This window comes from Paenibacillus sp. J22P15, assembly GCF_056269345.1.
In genome coordinates, this window is sequence record NZ_JBWDNT010000012.1 from 99788 (window position 1) to 122580 (window position 22793).

Annotated in this window: 21 protein-coding genes and 1 pseudogene; 19 read left to right on the forward strand and 3 right to left on the reverse strand. The window is 45.8% G+C overall.

Annotated features, from left to right (window positions below; translation table 11 throughout):
• Positions 1-178 precede the first annotated feature (178 nt).
• From AC0YN6_RS21340 to AC0YN6_RS21405, 14 genes are all read left to right on the forward strand, one after another.
• Positions 179-1291, forward strand: a complete 1113-nt coding sequence (locus AC0YN6_RS21340) for a glycosyltransferase WbsX family protein (RefSeq protein WP_475749320.1) — start codon at positions 179-181, stop codon at positions 1289-1291.
• A 134-nt stretch (positions 1292-1425) separates the two neighbouring features.
• The gene (locus AC0YN6_RS21345; protein ID WP_475749321.1) at positions 1426-1773 is read left to right on the forward strand and encodes a hypothetical protein; all 348 of its coding nucleotides are present in this window, start codon (positions 1426-1428) and stop codon (positions 1771-1773) included.
• 287 nt (positions 1774-2060) lie between these two features.
• Entirely contained in the window at positions 2061-3617 is a 1557-nt protein-coding gene (locus AC0YN6_RS21350) for an ABC-F family ATP-binding cassette domain-containing protein (protein WP_475749322.1), read from the forward strand.
• Between the two features lie 89 nt (positions 3618-3706).
• Positions 3707-5257 carry a tetratricopeptide repeat protein gene (locus AC0YN6_RS21355; protein WP_475749323.1) on the forward strand — a complete coding sequence of 517 codons (1551 nt, stop codon included), beginning with the start codon at positions 3707-3709 and terminating at the stop codon, positions 5255-5257.
• Between the two features lie 606 nt (positions 5258-5863).
• Positions 5864-7084, forward strand: a complete 1221-nt coding sequence (locus AC0YN6_RS21360) for an MFS transporter (protein WP_475749324.1) — start codon at positions 5864-5866, stop codon at positions 7082-7084.
• A 170-nt stretch (positions 7085-7254) separates the two neighbouring features.
• Positions 7255-8316 (forward strand): LacI family DNA-binding transcriptional regulator, encoded by a 1062-nt coding sequence (locus AC0YN6_RS21365; RefSeq protein ID WP_475749376.1) that lies wholly within the window; start codon positions 7255-7257, stop codon positions 8314-8316.
• Positions 8317-8600: 284 nt separating this feature from the next.
• A complete protein-coding gene (locus tag AC0YN6_RS21370) occupies positions 8601-11411 on the forward strand; it encodes a beta-galactosidase (RefSeq protein WP_475749325.1) in 2811 nt (936 codons plus the stop codon).
• A 74-nt stretch (positions 11412-11485) separates the two neighbouring features.
• The gene (locus AC0YN6_RS21375) at positions 11486-12406 is read left to right on the forward strand and encodes an ABC transporter permease (protein WP_475749378.1); all 921 of its coding nucleotides are present in this window, start codon (positions 11486-11488) and stop codon (positions 12404-12406) included.
• A 12-nt stretch (positions 12407-12418) separates the two neighbouring features.
• The gene (locus AC0YN6_RS21380) at positions 12419-13330 is read left to right on the forward strand and encodes a carbohydrate ABC transporter permease (protein ID WP_475749326.1); all 912 of its coding nucleotides are present in this window, start codon (positions 12419-12421) and stop codon (positions 13328-13330) included.
• 76 nt (positions 13331-13406) lie between these two features.
• Positions 13407-14963 (forward strand): ABC transporter substrate-binding protein, encoded by a 1557-nt coding sequence (locus AC0YN6_RS21385; RefSeq protein WP_475749327.1) that lies wholly within the window; start codon positions 13407-13409, stop codon positions 14961-14963.
• Between the two features lie 199 nt (positions 14964-15162).
• A complete protein-coding gene (locus tag AC0YN6_RS21390) occupies positions 15163-15924 on the forward strand; it encodes a sugar phosphate isomerase/epimerase family protein (protein ID WP_475749329.1) in 762 nt (253 codons plus the stop codon).
• Between the two features lie 36 nt (positions 15925-15960).
• Positions 15961-16599, forward strand: coding sequence for a ThuA domain-containing protein (locus AC0YN6_RS21395; protein ID WP_475749379.1), 639 nt, complete (start codon positions 15961-15963; stop codon positions 16597-16599).
• Positions 16600-16726: 127 nt separating this feature from the next.
• Entirely contained in the window at positions 16727-18235 is a 1509-nt protein-coding gene (locus tag AC0YN6_RS21400; protein ID WP_475749330.1) for a sulfatase family protein, read from the forward strand.
• Entirely contained in the window at positions 18223-18351 is a 129-nt protein-coding gene (locus AC0YN6_RS21405) for a hypothetical protein (protein WP_475749331.1), read from the forward strand. Before AC0YN6_RS21400 ends, AC0YN6_RS21405 begins: the two co-directional genes overlap by 13 nt.
• 76 nt (positions 18352-18427) lie before the next feature.
• Here AC0YN6_RS21405 and AC0YN6_RS21410 read toward each other — a convergent pair whose 3' ends face one another.
• Together AC0YN6_RS21410 and AC0YN6_RS21415 are read right to left on the reverse strand one after the other, a co-directional pair.
• Positions 18428-19054 carry an SGNH/GDSL hydrolase family protein gene (locus tag AC0YN6_RS21410; RefSeq protein ID WP_475749333.1) on the reverse strand — a complete coding sequence of 209 codons (627 nt, stop codon included), beginning with the start codon at positions 19052-19054 and terminating at the stop codon, positions 18428-18430.
• Positions 19055-19296: 242 nt separating this feature from the next.
• Positions 19297-19476, reverse strand: coding sequence for a hypothetical protein (locus AC0YN6_RS21415; protein ID WP_475749334.1), 180 nt, complete (start codon positions 19474-19476; stop codon positions 19297-19299).
• Positions 19477-19684: 208 nt separating this feature from the next.
• Between AC0YN6_RS21415 and AC0YN6_RS21420 the strand changes: the two genes are divergently transcribed.
• The 4 genes and pseudogenes from AC0YN6_RS21420 to AC0YN6_RS21435 all read left to right on the forward strand — a co-directional run bounded on the left by AC0YN6_RS21420 (position 19685) and on the right by AC0YN6_RS21435 (position 20996).
• Complete coding sequence (locus AC0YN6_RS21420) at positions 19685-19879, forward strand: hypothetical protein (RefSeq protein WP_475749335.1); 195 nt, start codon at positions 19685-19687, stop codon at positions 19877-19879.
• 185 nt (positions 19880-20064) lie between these two features.
• A pseudogene (locus tag AC0YN6_RS21425) lies at positions 20065-20158 on the forward strand (DUF3934 family protein); the annotation flags it as partial.
• Between the two features lie 434 nt (positions 20159-20592).
• The gene (locus AC0YN6_RS21430) at positions 20593-20736 is read left to right on the forward strand and encodes a hypothetical protein (RefSeq protein WP_475749336.1); all 144 of its coding nucleotides are present in this window, start codon (positions 20593-20595) and stop codon (positions 20734-20736) included.
• Positions 20737-20804: 68 nt separating this feature from the next.
• Positions 20805-20996: a hypothetical protein gene (locus AC0YN6_RS21435; protein WP_475749337.1), complete on the forward strand. Its 192-nt coding sequence runs from the start codon at positions 20805-20807 to the stop codon at positions 20994-20996.
• 76 nt (positions 20997-21072) lie between these two features.
• Here AC0YN6_RS21435 and AC0YN6_RS21440 read toward each other — a convergent pair whose 3' ends face one another.
• A complete protein-coding gene (locus AC0YN6_RS21440; protein WP_475749339.1) occupies positions 21073-22065 on the reverse strand; it encodes a lipoate--protein ligase in 993 nt (330 codons plus the stop codon).
• Positions 22066-22225: 160 nt separating this feature from the next.
• Here AC0YN6_RS21440 and AC0YN6_RS21445 point away from each other — a divergent pair, with 160 nt between their 5' ends.
• Positions 22226-22783: an NUDIX domain-containing protein gene (locus AC0YN6_RS21445; RefSeq protein WP_475749340.1), complete on the forward strand. Its 558-nt coding sequence runs from the start codon at positions 22226-22228 to the stop codon at positions 22781-22783.
• Positions 22784-22793: the final 10 nt, after the last annotated feature.

Consider the following 22793-nt stretch of genomic DNA (forward strand, 5'->3'; position numbering starts at 1 on the left):
GTGAAGTTGTGATGGAGGATGTAACTCCCATAGTGTCCAAACCGTCGCTTGCTACACTTGTCTTATTTACCTATATCTATTGTCGTTTTTACCGCTATTCGAGTGAGGGCTACCGGCTATAATGAGTGATATATAAGGGTTTTCATAACTGGTAATTCTATTGAAAAGAGGGATGAACTTGAGCAAACAATATGACGTCGCAGCATATATATGGCCTGCCTATACGGGAGACGAACCGCGTACGAGAATGTTCTGGCCAGAAGGCATGGGCGAATGGCAGTCCGTCAAGAATGCCGTTAAGAAGTTTCCCGAGCATAATTGGCCTCGTAAGCCGCTATGGGGGTACTGCAACGAAGCAGACCCATACGTGATGGAGATGCAGATCAACGCGGCGGCGGACCATGGCGTTAACGTATTCATTTACGATTGGTACTGGTACGACAAACGTCCCTTTCTGGAAAATTGCCTCAACGACGGTTATCTGAAGGCGAGAAACAACGATAGAGTGAAATTTTATCTGATGTGGGCCAACCATAGCGTGAATAATACATGGGATATCCGTTTGTCGCACGATATAGATGGCTCCATGATCTGGGATGGCGCGGTCGACCGCAAGGAATTCGAGATCATCGCCGATCGCTTGATTAATCAATATTTTAAGCACCCGTCTTACTACACGATCGAAGGCAAACCGATTTTCAATATTTATGATCTTGCCAATCTGATGAGAGGCTTGGGCGGCGCCAAGGAAACAAAAGATGCATTCGCTTGGTTCAGAGCCAAATGCATCGAAGAAGGCCTGCCCGGCTTGCACCTGCAGCTCACTTTGTGGGGCGAGCAGAACTTCAATCTCAGCTGTGTTGACGGTGGGGAGAAGGTATCTGCGAAAGAAATTGTGAAGCTGCTCGGTTTCGACAGCTTGACTCACTATCAGTACGTTCATTTCGTGAACGTGGACCGCGATTACAATGAAATTATGGTGGATGTCGTTCAAGAGTGGTCGCGTATCGATGCTGCGTACGACATTCCTTATTATCCGCACATTTCGGTTGGCTGGGACAATAATCCGAGGTTTAAGGAACGCGTAATGCCTGTTGTTCAGAACAATACGCCAGAGAACGTTCAGAAGGCGTTCGAACAAGCGAAGCAATATGCGGACGCGCATCCGGAGCAGCCTCCGCTCGTCACGGTGAACAGCTGGAACGAGTGGACGGAGACGAGCTATCTATTGCCGGACGATTTGTACGGCTACGGGTATTTAGAGGCGATTAAGAAGACGTTCCTCAAATAGTATTTCAAATTTGAGTTTTATAGTTGAACAACCATACCGATAGAGGATGACTGGCATATTTTGAAGTAGTCCTATTTCAACCTTACTGAATAAACATTCGGTTAATATTAAAGAGTAAAGGAATGTGATTCGAAGTGGAAAGAAAAAAAAGAGCTCGTATTAGCGCGATTCTTCCTGCTGTAGATGAACCATTTAATGGCTTTAGTCAACCGGTTGAATCTACTATTGAGCCTAACTTTGAAAGAGCAGGCTCTATGTTTAGTCGAATCGGCGGTATTGATGGAATCATGTCCATGATGGGAAGAATGCAGCAGTTGTTTGGCTTCGTTCAACAGATCCCTCCAACTTTTAAAGTAGTGGGCTCATTCTTTGGACCGAAAGCAACTGTAAGCAGCGTATCTAGTAAAACAAGAATGAAAAATAAAAAGTACGACGCAAAACCACGGGTATCCGCAGCTTCGCGTCGCACAGCAAGAAAGTAAATAGTCTCGTCTATGCAAATGAAACTTCCAAACGAATAGGTTTAGTTAATCCCCATCTAACTTGCGAGTTCAAGCAGCCGCAAGATTATTTGGGTGTTTTTTTAATTTGCCGATAATCGGGAGAGTCAGCAATAGAATGAAGCTAGAAGTTCCGTATATGAACACCAAGGACGTCGCTTCTTTCAGAAATCCGGAGCAAAAGTGAAAGGAATGAATCTCACATTGAGTTGTAGACCCATTAACGTTTATAATAAAACGATAATATTCCAAAAGAAAAGGTGTCATTCATGAGCATATTAAACGTAGAACGACTAAGCCACGGCTTTGGGGATCGCGCGATCTTCAACGACGTATCCTTCCGCCTGCTTAAAGGCGAGCATATTGGACTGATTGGCGCGAACGGCGAAGGCAAGTCCACTTTTATGAACATCATCACAGGCAAACTCCAGCCGGATGACGGCAAGGTTGAATGGTCCAAGCGGATGCGTGTAGGTTATCTCGATCAGCATGCAGTTCTTAGCAAAGGAATGACGATGCGGGACGTGCTGAAGGGAGCTTTTCAGTACCTGTTCGATATGGAACAAGAAATGAACGATATGTACGGCAGGATGGGCGATGTTACTCCTGAGGAATTAGAGCAAATGCTTGAGGATGTTGGGACGATTCAAGATACGCTAACGAATCAGGATTTCTATTTGATCGATGCGAAAATTGACGAAACTGCCCGGGGTCTTGGGCTTACCGATATTGGACTCGATAAGGACGTTCATGACCTTAGCGGAGGTCAGCGGACTAAGGTGCTGCTAGCGAAGCTGCTGCTCGAGAAGCCGGACATTTTGCTCCTCGATGAGCCAACGAACTATCTCGATGAGGTGCATATCGAATGGCTCAAGCGTTACCTGCAAGAATACGAGAATGCATTCATTCTCATTTCGCATGATATTCCGTTCCTTAACAGTGTAATTAACCTCATTTATCATATGGAAAATCAAGAGCTGAACCGTTATGTTGGTGACTATGAATATTTCCAACAGGTTCATGAGATGAAGAAACAGCAGCTTGAATCCGCATATAAACGTCAGCAGCAGGAAATAGCTGACTTGAAAGACTTTGTTGCACGTAACAAAGCGAGCGTAGCGACGCGGAACATGGCAATGTCAAGGCAGAAGAAGCTCGATAAGATGGATGTTATTGAGATAGCGAAGGAAAAGCCGAAGCCGCAATTTAACTTCAAGGATGGCAGAACCTCAGGCAAGCTCATATTTGAGACGAAAGAGCTGGTTATCGGTTATGACAGTCCTTTGTCCAGGCCGCTCGACCTTCGTATGGAACGCGGTCAGAAGATTGCGCTCGTAGGTGCGAATGGAATTGGTAAAACGACGCTGCTGCGCAGTATTTTAGGTGAAATTCAAGCTTTGTCGGGTACCGTTCAGCGCGGGGAGCATCAACAAGTCGGTTATTTCCAGCAGGAAATTAAGGATACGAATTATAATACTTGTATTGAGGAAGTATGGAAAGAGTTCCCTTCACTCTCACAATTCGAAGTACGCGCGGCACTCGCCAAGTGTGGGCTGACAACTAAGCATATCGAGAGCAAAATCGCTGTGCTTAGCGGTGGAGAGAAGGCTAAGGTTCGCCTATGCAAGCTGATCAACAGTGAAACGAATTTGCTCGTACTCGATGAGCCTACCAATCACTTGGATGTGGATGCGAAGGATGAGCTGAAGCGCGCCCTTAAGGCGTACAAAGGCAGCATCCTGCTTATTTCCCACGAACCGGAGTTTTACCGTGATATCGTAACGGATACATGGAACTGTGAGTCGTGGACGACGAAAATGTTCTAAACTGTCCAATCACCAAAGCCAATCTGATCGTTAGTGATTAGATTGGCTTTTTTTTCTATAAAAATATGAAGAGAAGTAGGTTTTGAAGAATGACCAATGACAAGGAGCTAGCGTATCGATTTAGCGAGGCGCCCATTTGGGAGCTGCAGCGCTCTTATTTTGAAGAGCAGGGCATAAAGGCATGGCAGAACGATGAAGTGCCGCAGTATATTACGAATAATCCAATTATCGCATCAGCCTATGCTGAAATCGTATTTGGATTTTTGCAGGACCGTGCGCGGCAGGGGCATTTAACGGAACCGGTTACGATACTTGAGCTTGGGGCGGGATCGGGCGGATTGGCGTTTCATGTCATTAAGGAACTGCAGGAACTGATCGATTTTGCAGGAATGGAGCTTCCTCCTTTCCGCTATGTCATGAGTGATTTGCCGATCAAAAATATAACCTATTGGCAGCAGCATCCGAGCCTGCAACGTTTTGTGGAGCAGGGGTTGTTGGATTTCGCCGTGTTTGATGCGGTAAAGGATACGGAGCTGCATTTGACGCAATCTGGTATCACAATAGGGACGAGCGATCTGGCACAGCCGCTGCTAATCATCGCCAATTACTTTTTTGACAGCATCCCGCAGGAATTAATTTATGTGGATGAAAGCAAAATTTATGAGTGTAGAGTTTCTCTGAAGTTTCCTACTCGGGATGGTGAGCCTACTAAGGCGGACATACTGGGGCAGGTCGTGCCCGAATATCATTATCAGAGAGCTGCTGAATATGAGCAGGCGTCGTTTCCTTACCGATCTGTCATTGAGCTATATCAGCAAAAGCTTGAAGATTCACATATTCTTTTTCCGACAATTGGGCTGGAATGCTTAGAACGACTTGGACGGCTATCTCAAGCGGGATTTGTTCTGATTACGGCAGACAAAGGCGATCATCGAATCGAAAATTGGGAATTTGCTGAGCCTCCGAAGCTTATTCATCACGGCAGCTTTTCCTTAACAGCAAACTATCATGCGATACAGCATGTTTTTGAGCAGAAGGGTGCATTGACTTATTTTACGGAGCATCACTATAAAAATTTGAATGTTGGCTGCATTATTATGCTGGATCAACCTGTAAGCTACGCCAACACACGGTTAGCCTATCGCAGGTTTGTTGATTGTTTTGGACCGGATGATTTTTTTAGCATGAAGCTATGGTTTGATGAGAATCTGGAATCGCTAGAGCTGTTTACTATTTTGGCCTTTTGGCGATTGAGTCGTTATGATGCTCAATTGTTCATTCAGAGTGCTAAGCGTATCCAGTCACTGCTGCTAGACTGCGGCGATGAAGAAGCGGAAGATCTTCGCCACGGCATACACTTAATGTGGGCCGGCTATTATAAGCTGAACGAGCAGCATGACTTGGCTCTGGATTGCGGCAACCTGTTCTTCGAGCTGGAGCTGTATGACGATGCACGACTGTTTTTTGAACGTTCACTGGAGGAGTATGCGGTATCTGTTGATGTTGATATTCTCTACAAACTGGCGCTTTGCTGTTATGAGAATGGTGATGAAGCGGATGCTTCGGAATATGCCCATCGGGTCTTAAAGCTTGAGCCGGAGCATGAGGAAGCTGGAGCGCTGCTGGCTTACATGGGGTAGGTGGGGGCTTGCAGCCATATTTCGAGGTATCGCATACGCCGAATTGGTGCAATAAGCACATATGTGTGCTTACAGAAGAGTAACCTAGGTTACTTTGAGGCTGTAAGAGCAAATACGCGCTTACGGTCATTTTTCATGGTCTCGCACACATCGAAATGGTGCAATAAGCACATATGTGTGCTTACAGAAGAGTAACCTAGGTTACTTTGAGGTTGTAAGAGCAAATATGCGCTTACAGCCATTTTTCGAGTTATCGCATACGTCGAACTGGTGCAATAAGCACACATGTGTGCTTACAGAAGAGTAACCTAGGTTACTTTGAGGCTGTAAGAGCAAATATGCGCTTACGTCCATTTTTCATGGTCTCGCACACATCGAACTGGTGCAATAAGCACATATGTATGCTTACAGAAGAGTAACCTAGGGAAGTTTGTGCTTCTAAGCGCAAATAACGCTGTTAAGTATCATTTGACGTTGTTAGTCTGGGGTTTTCTTGTTATTGCTCCATATTGCGGTTTTTGAACAAATGGTAAAGGAGGGGTATAGTGGGTATAAGTAAAAATGAATCGGACCTTGAACAGCAAGGCATACAGGGGGTTGCCAAGTATGGAATCATGGAAGCGTACAATGTGGATTTTATGGTTCGGCGTTCTGTTTTGCAGCTCAAGCTATACGATGTCGGTTCCTTTTCTGCCGCTGTTCCTCTTCGATTTGGGGGTGCCGGAAAGCTCTGTTAACCTATGGGCGGGCATTGTGCACTCATCGGCTTTTCTCGTCGGAGCAGTGATGGCTCCTCTATGGGGATTGCTTGCAGACAAATACGGGAAGCGAAAAATGGTCATACGAGCAGGGCTCAGTCTGGCCATTATTTATGCCTTAATTGCCTTCGTGCAGACGCCTTGGCAGCTTGTGGGTGTCAGAATGCTGCACGGTTTTGTAGGCGGATTCGTCCCGGCCTCGATGTCGATCGTAGCGTCGGTTGCTCCGAAGGAGAAGCTTGCTTGGAGTCTCGGGATGATGCAAGCGGGTACGATGACAGGCGGTATTCTCGGACCATTGTTCGGAGGGCTGCTGGCAGAAGCATTCGGACTGCGCAGGTCCTTCGTCGTTGCAGGTATTATTATTTTGGCAGCTACAGCAGCGGTTATTGTATGGGTTAGGGAGGGAAAAGCTGAACCAACGGAGGGTACGGCAGCCGGGAAGAAAAAAGCGGAGCCAGTCACTTATCGAATGGCTTTTCGCAACCGCGCACTCATGAGTATGCTTCTGTTGCTTGCGCTCGTTCAGCTTTCGGTCAATATGATACAGCCGCTGCTCACACTTCATATCGCCAAGCTTCAGGGCGGACTGCAAGGAGCTGTGCTGTCAGCAGGTTTGGTGCTTTCTCTTATCGGGATTGCTGGTATTGTGGCATCTCCAATCTGGGGAAGACTTGGCGAGAAGAAGGGCTATTACCGCATACTGATCATTTGCTTGCTTTGTGCCGGATCAGTCATTAGCATGCAGTTTTTTGTTCAAGATTTATGGCTGTTTGCCATCGTACAATTCGTATTCGGATTGTTTATGGCGGGCATCGCTCCCATCGTGAATACGCTTGTTTTGCAAAGCACAGGTGAGCAGTTTAGAGGCAGATCATTTGGTTTAACGACGAGCGCGAATCAGTTCGGTGCCATGCTTGGCCCGCTCATCGGCGGCCTGCTTGGACTAGCTGTGGGTATCCACTGGATATTCGTTGCGACCGGATTAGTGATGGCAGCAGCTGGTGTGAGCGTATGGTTTAAGCGGAGGTATGAACTGGGGCACATGAAGTCTGTTTCAAGAGGCTAATCTAGGTGAAGTGTATAAATGAGCAGGATAAGCCGAGCGGAATGTAGAGAGATCATCTCTATTTCCTATCGGCTTAACTTGTAAATAAATAGGAAAAGTCCGTTTCTATTTAATCAAAAGTCTGTTATTCTACTGAAGCATGGAACTTTTTGTCTGAGGAGTGAGCAGCTATTAAGCCGGTTACTGTATATGATATTGCTAGGGAAGCCAACGTCTCAGTAGCTACTGTGTCGCGGGTAATCAATAATACGGCTCCGGTAAAAAAGTCGACAAGAGAGCGAGTTATGGAGTTAATTACGAAATATCAGTTTCAGCCTAATGCGCTTGCTAGAAGTCTGTTTAAGAAGGAAACAGGGATGATAGGTGTTATTTTACCCGATATAACCAATCCTTTTTTTCCTGAGGTATTGTCTGGTCTTGATCAGGAAGCACGGAGCAAGGGGTATACTTTTTTTCTTTGTGATACCGTTTCAACCAATGGAGATTCAGCAGAGCAGTATGTGAGAGAATCACAATATTTGAGTATCCTGATGGAGAAGCAAGTAGATGGGATCGTGATGATAGGCGGTCGAATTAATCTAGCAAGACCGGGTAAGGAGCTGGTGGACGAGGTTGCCGAAGCTAGTAAAAGGGTTCCACTGCTGCTCATTAACGGCAATCTTCCTGGTGAAGGGATGACGCGGGTATATTCCGATGAGCTGGAGGGTGCCGAGCTGGCAACGCAGCATTTAATTGATTTGGGGCATACAGATATAGCCTTCGTTGGCGGTTTCAGAAATATGTCTAATACGATACAGCGCATTCGCGGTTTTGTGAAAACAATGGAGAAAAACGGTCTGAACACGCGTAAGGAATGGATATGCGACGGAGGATTTTCGGTAGAAAGCGGAAAGCTGCTTATGACTCAGCTCCTAGCACTGCCCGAGCGGCCAACTGCCATTTTTTGCGCGAACGATTTAGTCGCTATTGGCGTAATGAAGGTAGCTCACAAAGCAGGTCTTCGTATACCGCATGATTTATCACTAATTGGGTTTGACGATATTCCTTATGCCTCGAACAGCATACCTGAACTGACGACGATTTCTTTAAAATGTTATGAGGTTGGAAGGCAGGCAGCTGAATTGCTCCATCAAATGATTACGAAAAATAAAGTCAGCAAAAGCACGAAATTAAGGCCAGAGCTCATCGTTAGGGAGTCTACAGCCCCGCCGCGGGTAGAAATTAAGGCATAGGAATGAGTTTATAAATAAATATTGACAACGCTTACATTGTTGCATACAATCTAAATGTAAAAACATTACAGGTTATCATCGATAAGAATGTAACCCGTTACATAAACTTCCTTGCTACTTCAACCTAGAGGGAATGACATAAATACACATCAGTGAACCGTACAGAATTGCGATCTGTTTACCTCGGTTATGACGTGTATTTATTTTTGTTTATTTATGTAACGGGTTACATGAAACGGGTTACATATTTCGTGCTTTTAGCCTAATTCGTTGGAGGTTTTGACATGATCATGGACATTGGAGCAAGAGCAGCCGTAAGGTTTGATGCGGATGCCGTGAAAATTCAGGAGACCCCTCATATTTTGCTATGTGCTTCACTGTTTTACTTCCGCATACCAAGAGCGCATTGGAAAGAGCGGATGGAGCAGCTGAGAGCATTCGGCTATAACAGCATCGATGTGTATTTTCCGTGGAATTATCATGAAACGGCAGAAGGGGAATGGGATTTCAGCGGTGAGCGTGACATTTCCGCATTTCTGGAGGCTGCTGCGGAAACAGGCTTATATATCGTTGCAAGACCAGGCCCATACATTTGCTCAGAATGGGATGGGGGCGCTCTTCCAGCTTATCTGCTGACCAAAGGACTAAAGCTTCGCGATAATGACACGAGCTTCCTAAGCTATGTTTCGAAATGGTTTGATCACATCATCCCCTTGTTAAAACAGAATCAAGCAGGAGAAGGCGGAACGGTAATCGGCGTTCAGCTCGATAACGAGCTCGATTTCTATGATTGTCATGACCCGAAAGGATATATAAGTGCACTGCGCGATATGGTACTTAATCACGGTATCACAGTTCCGCTGTTCGCTTGTGCCGGGCAAGGAGGATTGCTTCAAGCTTCGGGTCTCGCAGAACAAGTAGTGCTAACCTGCAACTTCTATCCGGATAACCGGGAGGCTGGATTTGAGCAGAAGGTGCTCCACTATACTGAAACATTAGCGGGGCTCGGCTATCCGCTGCTCGTAACGGAGACAAATCGAGCACATTATCTGCTGCGTAGATTGCTTTCTTGCGGGGCTAAGCTGCTTGGTCCTTATCTGCAAGTGTCAGGTACAGATTTTGGCTTCACGAATGCTACGAACAACTGGGGCAAGCCACTGGCATTTTTAACCTCGGATTATGATTTTGGCGGTATGATCTCTCCGGAAGGACATCTTCGCGAGGAAGCTTATGAGGGCAGGCTGCTTGGACGATTGATCGCAGCATACGGAGCTCCGCTTGCTGAAGCAATACCCGGACATGGCCTGTGCGCGGACAGTAAGTTGATTGGAGAATGCGATAGAGTAGTCGGCCCTTACACCTTGAAGCTAAAAGGCGGCGGAAGTCTTCGATTCATAACGAATTTGGATGATCAAGACAAAGAAATAGCCGTTGAGATGGTCAATGATTCGAATACAGCTCCTAAGCGTACTTTTACACTTAGAGCGGGCAGGTCTCTCGCGCTTCCGTCCCAAGTTCCACTCCAGCTATGGGGTGTAAAAGGATTATTAGAGAGCTCGACAGCTGAACTGTATATGGCAGATACGGCCAATGCTGAAACATGTCTCGCCTTTCATACGGAAGGAAACGGTGAAATTATTTTGCTGCTGGACGCCCCGCCGCTTGAGGTGAAGGCTGAAAATGCAGAAGTCGAAACGATAGAGGAAAGTAAGGTGAGGATCTCCTTCGACGGTAGTGAGGACAGCATCTGTTCGATCATAGCTTCGGATGGAAGTGAGCTAAAGTTATTTATAACGGACAGATTGAAAGCGCTTTATATTAATGATATGAGCAGCGCAAACGGCACGATAAACCATGGAAAGCCGCTGCAATACTCTGATCGTCCCGAAATTTCCGCAGCGGAGTGGAGTTTACATGTTTTTGATGCCGCATCACCTATGAACGAGATGGATAGGAAAGGGCAGTCTGCTTCTAAGGAAGCAGATTACTTGGAACAGCTTGAAATTTATCGCGGCTATGCCTGGTATGATGCGACTGTTCAGCTGGCAGAAGCCGAAGCGGTGAAAGGTCTTCTAATTCGGCAGGGCAGTGATGTTGTATCGCTGTATGCTGGGGGGCAGTATGCCGGAACGGTTGCGCCTGGCGGAGGCAGCTCCTATCTTCCGCTCAGCAGCGGACTGCAAGATGGAAGACTGCTTGCAAGAGTAGAAATTTGGGGACATTCGAACTTTGACGATGCGAGACTTCCAGCACTCCGATTGCATGCGTTGAAGGGGTTGAAAGGTTTGGCGGCAATAACGGAGGTTCAGGACCTTAGCCATAGCTGGAGTGTATATCGCGCGTCAGATCGAGTTCTTCGCAGTGAGCTAACGGAGTCGCCTGATTGCAGCATGTGGCCGATCGTTAACTTCGGAGGCTGGTTGTCTCCAGATCATCCGGCATTTGAATATTACCGAAAAACCTTTCAAGCATCTGATTCAGCCAACTCATGGACGCTGCATTTTCAAGGCATTCAGTCACTCGCTCGGCTGTTTGTAGACGGCAAGGACATAGGAGCGATACACCCATTTGATCCATACTTCGACATATCCGATCACGTGTCAGCTGGAGCAACGGTAGAACTGACGGTATACGTTGAGCGGGTACTCGGATTGCCTTCCGGACAGGTGTACTTGTATGAAGGTCAGGCTGCCGATAACTTCGCAGTTTATGCGGCGGAGGAGAAGGAGCTTATCGCTCATGCAGAAAGCCTGAGAGAGCAAGGGGAAATGAACGAGTTTCCAATCACGTTGGAGAGAGGGCAGACCGCATGGCTGTACACCTCAACCGTCAATTCGGAGGCAGGTAAGGGGTGGAGAGCGAAAGTTTCAGGGACTGGGCTGAAAATGACCGTATTTTTGGAGGGGAAAATCGTTGGGCGAATGTGGCTTCCAAGCGATGCCCATAGACCTGTAATGTCAGGCGGCAGCCCCGATTCCTTTTATTTGCCGGGCGCTTGGTATGAAGCGGGGCAAGGGAGCTTAATGATTTTGCTGGAGGCAGTGGATCGAGTGAAGCAAGGTCGTTTGGAATCGATTGAATTCATATCCGTCTAGCATTTGACGACAAGGGGGGAAAAAGGATGGAAACAACCATAGTCGAGAGGACGGCGCAAACTAAGCGGCAGCAAATGAACAGCAGCAAGCTCAGACGATTTTGGAACAACAAAACGCTTCTCCTTATGTGCTTGCCGGCCATTGCCTTCTTTATCATTTTTGCATACTTGCCGATGCCCGGCTTGTATCTCGCTTTTATTAACTACAATTACTCCGATGGCATCTTCAGAAGCCCTTTTGTTGCGTTTGATAACTTCCGATTTCTCGTTATGAATGGCGACCTATGGCGTCTATCGTTCAATACGGTTGCTTACAATCTGGTATTTATCGTGTTGGGAAATGTAATGCAAATTTTTGTAGCCATTCTGCTAAATGAGATTCGTAAGAAATGGTTCAAGAAAATAACACAAACGCTCATGTTTCTGCCTCATTTTATATCCGCCGTTCTGATCGGTCTTATTGCCTACAATATTTTGAGCTACGACTACGGCTTGCTGAACAGCTTGCTCGAGTCGCTGGGCATGGAGCCCGTCAAGACGTATTCTGATCCGAAAATATGGCCGATTATTATCGTCCTAACTTACCTATGGCAGTCAACCGGGTACGGTTCCATCATTTATTTTGCAGCGATCATGGGTCTGGATAATGAGATTATCGAGGCATCAGAAATTGATGGTGCCAATGCCTTCCAACGCATTATATACATCGTGCTTCCTTGGCTGAAGCCAACCTTCATCATCTTGATGCTGTTCTCGCTCGGCGGCATTCTCAAAGGGAATTTCGGTCTGTTCTTCAACCTAGTAGGCGCTAACAATACGGCCCTCTATCCGACGACCGACATTATCGAAACCTATGTGTTTCGCTCCCTTATGACGAACTTTAACTTCTCGATAGGCAGTGCTGTAAGCCTGTATCAGTCGGTATTTGGTTTTGTTGTCGTCTTGACTGCGAACTGGCTTGTGAAGAAAGCTTCGCCCGAAAACTCGTTATTTTAGGAGGTGTCGAATTTGGAAAATAAGGGAGAATCAAGCAGCATTCGAACAGACATAAGCGGAATCATCGTGAAAGGTTTCGGATATCTCTTTATTTCAGTATTTTCCCTGTGCTGCTTATTGCCTTTCCTGCTCGTACTCGGCACCTCGCTGACAGCGGAGGGTACGATCAAGAAATATGGCTTTAACCTGTGGCCGCGCGATTTTAGTACATTTGCCTACAAGATCGTATTTGAAAATCCTGATCTGATTATTGGCTCCTATCTTGTCACGATGGGGATCACTATTGTGGGGACGGCCTTTGGTCTCTTCCTCGTAGCAATGACGGGCTACGCGCTTCAGCGTCCAGACTTCGGCTATCGTAATGGGATATCGTTCTTCATTTATTTTACGACGCTGTTTTCCGGTGGACTTGTGCCGTTCTACTTACTGATGACGCAGTATTTGACGCTGAAGGACAATTATCTGGCGATCCTTCTTCCGGGTCTGCTCAGTCCTTTTCTCATTATCATGATGAAAAGCTTCGTACGATCCATCCCGCATGCAATTACCGAATCGGCCAAAATCGATGGAGCCGGCGATTTTACGATTTTTTTAAAGCTGATTCTGCCGATGACTACGCCAGCTCTAGCTACCATTGGTCTGTTTATCGCGCTCGGCTACTGGAATGAGTGGTATAACTCCATGCTGTTTCTTTCGCCGGATATGAAGTATCGTCCACTTCAGCTGTTCTTGTATAACGTTGTGACCAGCGCTGATTTTATCCGAAATTCGTCTGCAGCCTCTAATGTGCAGCTTCGTGATATGCCTTTGGAGTCGATGAAGATGGCTACTGCTGTAGTGGCGACGGGTCCGGTTATCCTTTTCTACCCATTTGTACAACGGTATTTCATTAAAGGAATTACAGTTGGTGCTGTAAAAGGCTGATGTGCCGCAGGCCGATATCTGGCCTCTTCACATAGCGGGCTTTGCCCGAATTATGAAAACAAAGGGGAGAAGTGAGATGACTAACTTCAAGAGGATTTCCGCTCTGCTAATCGCGGTTATAATGATCATCAGCCTTGCAGCCTGTTCTGGCAACAAAGAGGATAAAAAGGAAAGTAGTACTAGCGGAGCGGATACTTCCAAGTTCGTGAAGATCAGTTACGTTGTACTTGGCGATAAACCAAAAAACGGTCAGTTTGAGAAGGTGCTCGCAGAGGTTAATAAGCTGATGAAGGAAAAAATTAACGCCGAGTTGGAGTGGAAATGGGTAGAGTGGGCGGATTGGCAAACGAAGTACAACCTGCTGCTGGCATCCGGCGAAGCGGTGGATTTAATAACGATTGGTACAGACTGGCTTGATACATGGGGCAATGCGCAGCGCGGCGCATTTATGAATTTGGATGATTTACTTCCAGAGTATGCGCCTCAGACTTGGGATGCCGTTCCGGAAGAGGACTGGGCAGAGAGCAAATATGAAGGAAAGATCGTTCTGATTCCAGAAAACGATTATACGCAGTGGGTTAACCATGGCTTCTACTACCGTGGCGATTGGGCGAAGGAAGCGGGAATTACTGATCCGATTAAGGATTGGGAAGGCATTGGCAAATACCTGCAATATATCAAAGATAATAAAGAAGGCGTCATACCTTGGGATGCTGTTGCAGCAACAAGCACATGGGGCGGGTATGCAGCGTCCTACACGGATCAATTAGAGCTTCCGATCTCTACGGGCTATTTGCCAGTGTATACGACCAAATCATTTGAGGAGAAATATACGGTAGTGAGCCCTGTATTCGAAGATACATTCCTTAATTTCGCAACTTTAATGAAGGAATGGGCGGATAAAGGCTACTGGCGCGAGGATGTGCTTAACAACAAGAACGATAACCGCTCCGCATTGCGTGCTGGATTGTCGGGACTTGATCAGCATCATACACAAACCTTTGGCGGACTGCGCGTCAATATGGATAAGGATCAGCCGGGCTCCGAGCTGCAAATGTTCCCATTTGCTCGTACAGGAGGCAATAATCTCACTGAGCTTTCCATCACGCACGGTGGAACATCGCTTGGGGCGCACAGCAAAAACCCAGAACGCGCTCTAATGGCTTATGATTTAATTCGTAACGATGAGCAAATTTATCATCTCATTAACTACGGCATTGAAGGCGTTCAGTACGAAGTTAAAGATGGCAAACGCCAGCTGCCGGAAGGATATGACGAAACCAAAGATTCTTTCTATGCCGATTTCTGGGGTGGACGTGTCGATAAATTTGAAATTCCGAGCGTGACGACATGGGATCAGCTAGAAGAAACGTTGTATGCGGAATATGACAAAATCAAAAAGCCTTACCCTTATGGACAATTCGTATTCGATAAAACACCTGTGGAAGCTGAGCTAACCGCGATCACGCAAGTCTCAGGTGAGATGGGACCTGCGATTACGTATGGTAAGGCAGGTGATCCGGCTAAAGCGGTAGAGGAATTCCGCAGCAAGCTAAAAACAGCAGGCTACGACAAGGTGCTTGCTGAGCTGCAGAGTCAGATGGATGCATACAAGAAGATGATCGAAGGCTAAGCGAATAAACTACTAAGCGCAATAGGAGTTGCCATGCACGAAAAGTGCAGGACTCCTATTGCGCTTGTTTTTGGTCAATTATAATCAATTGACGGCTTATCTAGGTTAACCTCAGTAAAGTAGCGCTTTCATTAATAGTGATACAATTAACCCATGACAATTTATATTAATCCAATTATAGAATAAAGGCGGCGGAGATATGAATTTATCCAACATTGCAGTACAGCTATACACTTTGCGGGACTATTGCCAGACAGAAGCTGACTTGGAGCAGACGCTGCGCAAGGTAAGGGAAATCGGTTATCAAGCGGTTCAGGTTTCAGGAATCGGCCCTATTTCTCCAGAGAGAGTAAAGGAATTAGCAGATGCAGAGGGACTGCGCATTTGTGCAACACATGTTAGCCTTGATTCTATAGTTAATGACTTTGATAATACGGTACAGAAGCATAAGTTGTGGAATTGCTCTTATGTCGGATTAGGATCTATTCCGGATGAATATCGGACGAGCGCGGAAGGATACTCTGCCTTTGCACAGCAAGCCACTGAAATCGGAAGAAAGCTGAAGGAGCATGATTTGCAGTTTATTTATCATAATCACCAGTTTGAGTACCAGAAGTTTGAAGGCAGAACGGGAATGGATATTTTGCAGCAAGAAAGTGATCCGTCTGCGGTTGGCTTCGAGCTCGATACTTACTGGGTGCATGTAGGCGGAGTAAATCCAGTTGATGCAATTCGTCAGGTGAAGGGCCGTATGGGGGTAGTTCATCTTAAGGATTTGGAGATTGTAGAGTATAAGCAGGTGTTCGCAGAAATCGGCGAAGGCAACTTGAATTTCCAAGCTATTATTGAAGCATGCAGGGAAATTGGAGTGGAGTGGTATGTGGTCGAGCAGGATGTTTGCAGACGTGATCCATTTGAGAGTTTAGCCATCAGCTTCCGCAATTTACAGCAATTTCTATAGTAGAAATGCTAAGATAGAAGCGAGAGGGTGAAAACGATGCGAATCGGCATTATTTGCGATGATTACTGGCATCCGAGTAAGCTCATAATGGAAGGTTTGGAGCAGCTCGGCAGAAAAGATTTTCAGCTAGATTATATTCAGCATGCATCAGACTGGTCACGTGAATGGATGGATAAGCAGGATGTTGTTGTGCTTGCGAAATCAAATCAAGTTTCAGCATCAGATAAAACGCCATGGCTTACAGAAGAAGTTCAACAGCAGTTTCAACACTATGTTGAGCAAGGAAACGGATTGCTCGTGCTTCATGCCGGGACGGTAGGCTACCGCAACGAGCCTGTTTTCTTCAATCTTGTAGGCGGTGTATTTCAGCAGCATCCGAAGGCATGTTCCGTTTCAATCGTTTATTCGAATACAATACCGTGGGATAATGCGGATTCTCGAGGCTTTTCCGTTCATGACGAGCATTATTTTGTAGAGGTTATTGAAGATCGTGTTCAAGTATTTATGACCTCAGTATCAGAGCACGGTACACAGCCAGCAGGCTGGGTACGGGAGCAGGGTGAGGGCCGGGTCTGCGTGCTAACGCCCGGGCATCTCCTATCTGTGCTGCAGGAGCAACAATATCAGGATACGATTGAGCATGCTTTAAGATGGTGCGCTGGCAGCAAACAGTAAAATATACAGTTAGATGAAGCTGGATGGAACAAGGCGATTAAACAATGGCGCAGCAACGGCGGCGACCGAGTAATCTCGGAATATACGGAAGCTTATGAGAAGTTGAATAAGTAGCAGGAGGCGTGTCGTGCAAAGAAAAAATATATTGCTTATTACGAGTGATCAACAGCATTGGTACACGCTCGGTGCTGCTAATCCAGAGATATCTACACCAAATTTAGATCGTCTGGCGCAGCAAGGAACGACCTTCAGCAGAGCATATTGTCCGAATCCAACTTGTACGCCTACCCGTTCTTCCATCATTACCGGACAATACCCAAGTCAACATGGTGCTTGGACTCTTGGGACGAAGCTGCCAGAGGACAGTCACACGGTAGGTGAAGATTTTATGGATGCGGGATATAGGACGGCTTTAGTAGGCAAAGCGCATTTTCAGCCCTTAAAGTCGACGGAACAATACACTTCGCTTGAATCTTATCCGATATTGCAGAACTTGGCGTATTGGAAAAATTTTAATGGCCCATTTTATGGTTTTGAGCATATTGAGCTGGCAAGAAACCACACCAACGAAGGCCATGCCGGTCAGCATTACGGGGTATGGTTGGAGGAGAAGGGGTGCCATAATTGGCAGGATTATTTTTTAAAGCCTGCCGGTACAATGGATCCAAAAGAAATTCACAAGTGGAAAATTCCTGAGAAATATCATTATGACACTTGGATTGCCGAGCGGACGAACGCGTTGCTGGAGCAGTATGCGAAAAATCAGGAATCATTTTTTATATGGTCCAGCTTTTTTGATCCGCATCCTCCTTACTTGGCACCAGAGCCTTGGGATACGATGTATGACCCTGATCGGATAACGCTCGAATCGGTTACCCCGGGCGAACATGATAACAATCCACCGCACTACAAGCTTACGCAGCAGCCGAACCCTGATTTTTCAGCGTATAAAGAGTCGGGCTATGGTATACACGGAATGCATTCTCACTTGCGGGAGGAGCTGAAGCTTAAGAAGGATGTTGCCGTTTACTACGGAATGATCAGTTTAATGGATAAATATATCGGTGTTATTCTAGATAAACTGGAAGAGCTTGGACTGGCAGACGACACGGTTGTTGTATTTACATCCGATCACGGACATGCTTTCGGACATCACGGACTCGTAGAGAAAGGGCCATTCCATTATGAGGACTTGATTAGAGTGCCGATGATCGTTCGGTATCCTGGACAGCCGGAGCAAGGAATCGTATCGGAAGCCCTGCAATCCTTAGTCGATTATTCCCCGACGTTTCTTGGACTCGCAGGACTGACTATACCGAGAACGATGACAGGTGTTGATCAAAGTGATGTGTGGAAAGGAATAAAGCAGCAGGCCAGAGATCATATCATTTGTGAAAATCACCATGAACCAACTGCGATTCATTTGAAGACATTTGTGGACAAGCGGTACAAAATTACAGTTTATTATAATCAAGAATACGGTGAGTTGTTTGACCTGCAGGAGGACCCTAAAGAGCTGCGCAACCTATGGGATGACCCAGACAGCGTAGAACTCAAATCCAAGCTTCTGCTCAACTATATTTGGGCGGAGTTAGGCAAAGAGCCTATGTGGATGCCTCGAATATGGGGGGCGTAATATCGTTCGTAGATGCTCGGAAATTCGATGGGTATGTATTCGAGACTGAAGCAGCAATGAACACGCTTGATACGATTAGGAAGCAGTGGGGCCTTCGTTACCCAGCTGACGAATAAGGGAATAGAAGAAGCTAGAGGGGCAGGTCGCATATGCGGCCTGCCCCTCTAGTTATAGGAGTGAAAATTGTGATTTTTATCCCTTTACAGCTTGCAGCCAAGCTTCAGCGATGAGCGCAGAGCCAGCAGGTGATGGGTGAACGCCATCGGGAGCCCAATAAGCAGGGCCTGTCTGAGTAGCGGCCTGCGCGAATAAGCCATCGAGCGGAACATAAAGAGCTTTGAATTCGCTAGCCAGCTCACGTACAGCTTGAATTTTTGGATCAAGATCTTCACGCCATTGCTTCTGACTATCATTAACGGGCAGCACGAAAGGCTCGACTATAATAAGCTTTGCATTCAACTGCTCTTTTGCTTTGCTTAGTAAACGGCGGTATGTCGTATAGTATTCCTCGGTGCTGAGTGGATTATTGCTGTCATAGCGGCGCCAAGTGTCATTAATTCCTATGTAGACTGACAGCCAATTCGGTTTCAAATCAAGGCAATCCTCTTCCCATCTCCGTTCTAGATCGACGACACGGTCGCCAGATATTCCGCGGTTCAGAAACGTTGCTCGCTTCTCTGGATATTTACTCGTAAACAAAGCCGTTACAAGGTTTGCATAACCCGATCCGAGGTTAGCCCCGTCATTTCGGTTACGGCCTGCATCGGTAATGCTGTCTCCTTGAAATAAAACAACTGCGTTTTGATCGATTAATGTCATCTTTTAAACCCCCAATGATTATGAATGATGGTCTTCACAAGATAAGAAATTATAAATATCCTGAAGCAGGATGTCAGAAAGAGGCATCACGTCGTCAGCAAATTCATAATACCTAGTAACCTGTTCTCGGGTCAATAAGCAGATGCAATAAAACTAGAAACAATCGTTTAAGAAGTTTCTATTTAAATATAACGTTATTTGCTATTTAATAGTAGAAAGAGGAAGTTTAGATCGTTAATTACTTAATCGCCGCCGCCACCGCAGCTCGAATCGCTGCTGCCAGAGCTGGAGTCATCAGAAGTGGAGGAGTCGAAGTGGGTGCCGCCGCTGTACCGACCGCTCCTCCTTTGATTCCGGGGTGAGGTGACTGCATGGATGATGGATAAGGCGATGAATAGGATAATGATGGTGATTATAATCATTTCCATGAAGTGTTCCTCCCTGTTCGGTAAGATTCCTCTCATCATAACAGTCCATTGTTAATTCTGAGTAAACATTTTTGGGAATATTCTGAAATTTTAAAATATACAATGAGGAAAAAGTTTGCTAGAATTACCTTATACTTTTTTCCTTTTTTTTCATAAATTTTTAATGTTCTTGCTCTATAATCGAATTAAGGGAGTGATGGGTATGATCTCTTCTTACTTCAATGAATGGCTGGACGAATATAATGATTATATGAGACTATATACGCTTTTTGGCGACGAATACTATTTAGAGCAGGCTGGGGAAGCATTAGCTGCACTGGAGGCATTTGTACTTAGGGCCGAGCGTCATAAAAGTATCCTATGGAAAATGATGAGCAATAAAGTTCATGCATATTAAAGATGAATCATCATCGAGACCTGTTTTTTTAGCGGAATTTCAAATTAATAAGCTCTCGTAAGAATCTAGGAGCAGGATTAATGGTATACTGATAAGTAATGATAACGAGGAACAAGATTCTGATAGATGCTGTTGCTGCATTTTATGAGGTTAACTCGGCATAGAAGACATGATGGAGTGATGATATGAGCAGTACAAAGGGTAAGGGCGGAACCGGCAGAGGAACGGGCAAAAAGGGCTGGAATCGCTGGCAAGCTGGGGAAAAGAAGAAATTAGCGAAAAAAGTATTCGGCAGAAACCAAGGCAATAAAGGCGCTGAGGGTGAAAAAGGAAAAACGGACGTTAACAATACGGGAAATGCTAAAAGCGCTAACATGACTAAAGGAAGTACCGCATTTAAAAGCGGAAGCGCGGCTAAGGATAGAAAATAATAAATGGCTATGAGCGGACAGGCTTGCTAGGCAATGGGCTCTGCCTGTATGTTCACATATGATGTTGTAAGTTTGCTTTGCAAAATGAAGACGGTCAAACAGGGAGTAACTCTGTTTAACCGTCTTTTTTTACTTGAATTAAATCGGAACATGGATACCAAGCGCATCGTTGTGCAGCAGCTTTTGCGCTTTATTTCTGGACACAGCGGCATACGCCCAAACCCCAAGCGCTTCCTTGGCATAGGCTGTTATCATCACATGAAATCAAGGAGCTTAATCCGAATGCCAAAAACAAGAACAAAATCGGATACGACCGAAATATCGGCTGATGATCTTGCTATATGGGCTGCAGTTATTTTAGTCATTGGCGATTTATTTGGATTGTTTGCTGTCGTGAAAGCGAAATATGAAAAGGAAGAGCTCTGAATCCTTAGACCACGATGATTTGACTTATCACATAAATGCTACTCCGAAATTTGAAGTGAAAGGAGAAAATGATGGCTGATAATAAAGAGATTACGTCTGATGATCTTGCTAAGGTTGGAACATCGCTTTCGATAGTTGGTTATAGTTTAGCCTTGCTGGCGATTGAGAGAGCAGAACAGGAAAGCTTGGAGAGCAACGGGAAAGATAGAAAGAAAATGTCGGCAGCAATCAATAAGCTTTATAAACGCTTCAATGGATAACACAAATTGATCACAAGCAAGTTTGGACGCGTAAAGAGCCCCTAAGCATGCAGCTAGGGGCTCTTCCACAGAAAGCTTACAGAAGCAATTCCATCCACTGTTCATTCGTTATTGGGCCAAAATAATAGGGCAGGTCGATACCATCTGTCAGCTGATTCAATGCGGAAGCGTCATACCGAGTACCAATAAGCTGAAGAGCAACCTCATTGCTATCACCACGGCCGAAAAAATCACCATAAATAGCAGCGCCAACGATAACGCCTTCCTCTACCTGCAGACGAATATCGAAGGTTCCGACACCTTCAATTCGCTTCTTCTGCTGTACATTAAAGGCGGGTGAGCGGCCGTAGTTCCATTCCCAGCTTCGGTATCGCTCGTCTGCAAGTTTACGCACATTGTCCCAATCCTGTTCAGAGAGCTCATAGAATGGGATCTCATCTAACTGCTCGAAGATCGACTGCAGCAGCCGTTGTCGGAACTGCTCTATCGTCATAGGTTCCTGCAGAAACTCTGTAATATTCGCGACACGGCTGCGAATGGATTTGGTTGATTTCGATACATATTTCTCGGCATTGACTTTAAGTGCAGATACAACATTTTCAATCTCGGAATGGAATAGCAGCGTACCGTGACTGAACATTTTACCCTTCGTTGAAAACTGCGCATTACCGGATATTTTTCGCTCGCCGACCTGTAGGTCATTGCGGCCTGTCATTTCTGCATCGACGCCCATCGCTTGAAGCGCACGTACAACGGGCTCAGTGAACTTCTTGAAATTATGGAATGACTTACCGTCATCCTTCATGATGAAGCTGAAATTCAAGTTACCAAGATCGTGGTATACGGCTCCGCCTCCGGAAAGTCTGCGAACGACGTGCAATCTGTTATTTTCAACGTATTCTGCATTGATTTCTTCAACGGTATTTTGGTTTTTGCCAATGATGATGGACGGCTCATTTATATAGAAGAGAAGGTAGTCGTCGTTATCTGGCAATGAACGCAGTATATATTCCTCTAACGCCAAATTAAGAGAGGGGTCCGTGATGCCATTATTACTTACAAAACGCATGATAAATGTCCTCCTATGCAGTAGCTCATAAGGGCATTATACCTGCACGACGTATTCTTTTTCAAATTACTGCTTCATATTAATAAGGTACAATCTATGCAGAATCTGAAATAATTCGTATAATCGAAGGATATAAACGCTTGATACAGAGGTGAAATATTTGGACGCGAAATTTTGTATGTCGTGCGGTCATGCACTGGAAACCCGTGATGTTGATGGGACGATGAGACGAGCATGTACGAGCTGCAGCTTTGTTCATTGGGGCAATTATAGCATTGGTGTCGGAGCACTGGTCGTTAAGGATGACAAAATCCTGCTCGTACGAAGGGCGCAAGAGCCTGGAAAAGGCAAATGGACGAATCCTGGCGGATACATTGAGCAGCTTGAAGCCATTCAAGACACGATTGAAAGAGAAGTTATGGAAGAGAGCGGCGTGCAAGCGATCGTCAAAAATGTCGTAGCTTTGCGTGATCAGCCAAGGAGCATACATAATCTATACGTCGCATTTGAGCTGGAATACGTAAGCGGTGAGCCTACTCCCGATAACGTAGAGGTGGATGCTGCTGGATTCTACACGTTGCAGGAGCTGGAGTCGATGGACGTTGCCAGCTTTACGCAATGGCTTGTTGATGTTGCATTCCATGGACGATCAGAAGGCCTTAGGTTGGATATCGATCCCGTTGTGCCATTGAGCGGATATGGATTATTTCGAGTATAAAAGATAATGG

Excerpts from the sequence above, each read along its gene's own strand:
- AC0YN6_RS21350 (WP_475749322.1), top strand. The coding sequence starts at position 2,061 with ATGAGCATATTAAACGTAGAACGACTAAGCCACGGCTTTGGGGATCGC.
- AC0YN6_RS21355 (WP_475749323.1), top strand. The coding sequence starts at position 3,707 with ATGACCAATGACAAGGAGCTAGCGTATCGATTTAGCGAGGCGCCCATT.
- AC0YN6_RS21360 (WP_475749324.1), top strand. The coding sequence starts at position 5,864 with ATGGAATCATGGAAGCGTACAATGTGGATTTTATGGTTCGGCGTTCTG.
- AC0YN6_RS21370 (WP_475749325.1), top strand. The coding sequence starts at position 8,601 with ATGATCATGGACATTGGAGCAAGAGCAGCCGTAAGGTTTGATGCGGAT.
- AC0YN6_RS21375 (WP_475749378.1), top strand. The coding sequence starts at position 11,486 with ATGAACAGCAGCAAGCTCAGACGATTTTGGAACAACAAAACGCTTCTC.
- AC0YN6_RS21385 (WP_475749327.1), top strand. The coding sequence starts at position 13,407 with ATGACTAACTTCAAGAGGATTTCCGCTCTGCTAATCGCGGTTATAATG.
- AC0YN6_RS21390 (WP_475749329.1), top strand. The coding sequence starts at position 15,163 with ATGAATTTATCCAACATTGCAGTACAGCTATACACTTTGCGGGACTAT.
- AC0YN6_RS21395 (WP_475749379.1), top strand. The coding sequence starts at position 15,961 with ATGCGAATCGGCATTATTTGCGATGATTACTGGCATCCGAGTAAGCTC.
- AC0YN6_RS21405 (WP_475749331.1), top strand. The coding sequence starts at position 18,223 with ATGGGGGGCGTAATATCGTTCGTAGATGCTCGGAAATTCGATGGGTAT.
- AC0YN6_RS21410 (WP_475749333.1), bottom strand. The coding sequence starts at position 19,054 with ATGACATTAATCGATCAAAACGCAGTTGTTTTATTTCAAGGAGACAGC.
- AC0YN6_RS21415 (WP_475749334.1), bottom strand. The coding sequence starts at position 19,476 with ATGATTATAATCACCATCATTATCCTATTCATCGCCTTATCCATCATC.
- AC0YN6_RS21420 (WP_475749335.1), top strand. The coding sequence starts at position 19,685 with ATGATCTCTTCTTACTTCAATGAATGGCTGGACGAATATAATGATTAT.
- AC0YN6_RS21430 (WP_475749336.1), top strand. The coding sequence starts at position 20,593 with ATGCCAAAAACAAGAACAAAATCGGATACGACCGAAATATCGGCTGAT.
- AC0YN6_RS21435 (WP_475749337.1), top strand. The coding sequence starts at position 20,805 with ATGATGGCTGATAATAAAGAGATTACGTCTGATGATCTTGCTAAGGTT.
- AC0YN6_RS21440 (WP_475749339.1), bottom strand. The coding sequence starts at position 22,065 with ATGCGTTTTGTAAGTAATAATGGCATCACGGACCCCTCTCTTAATTTG.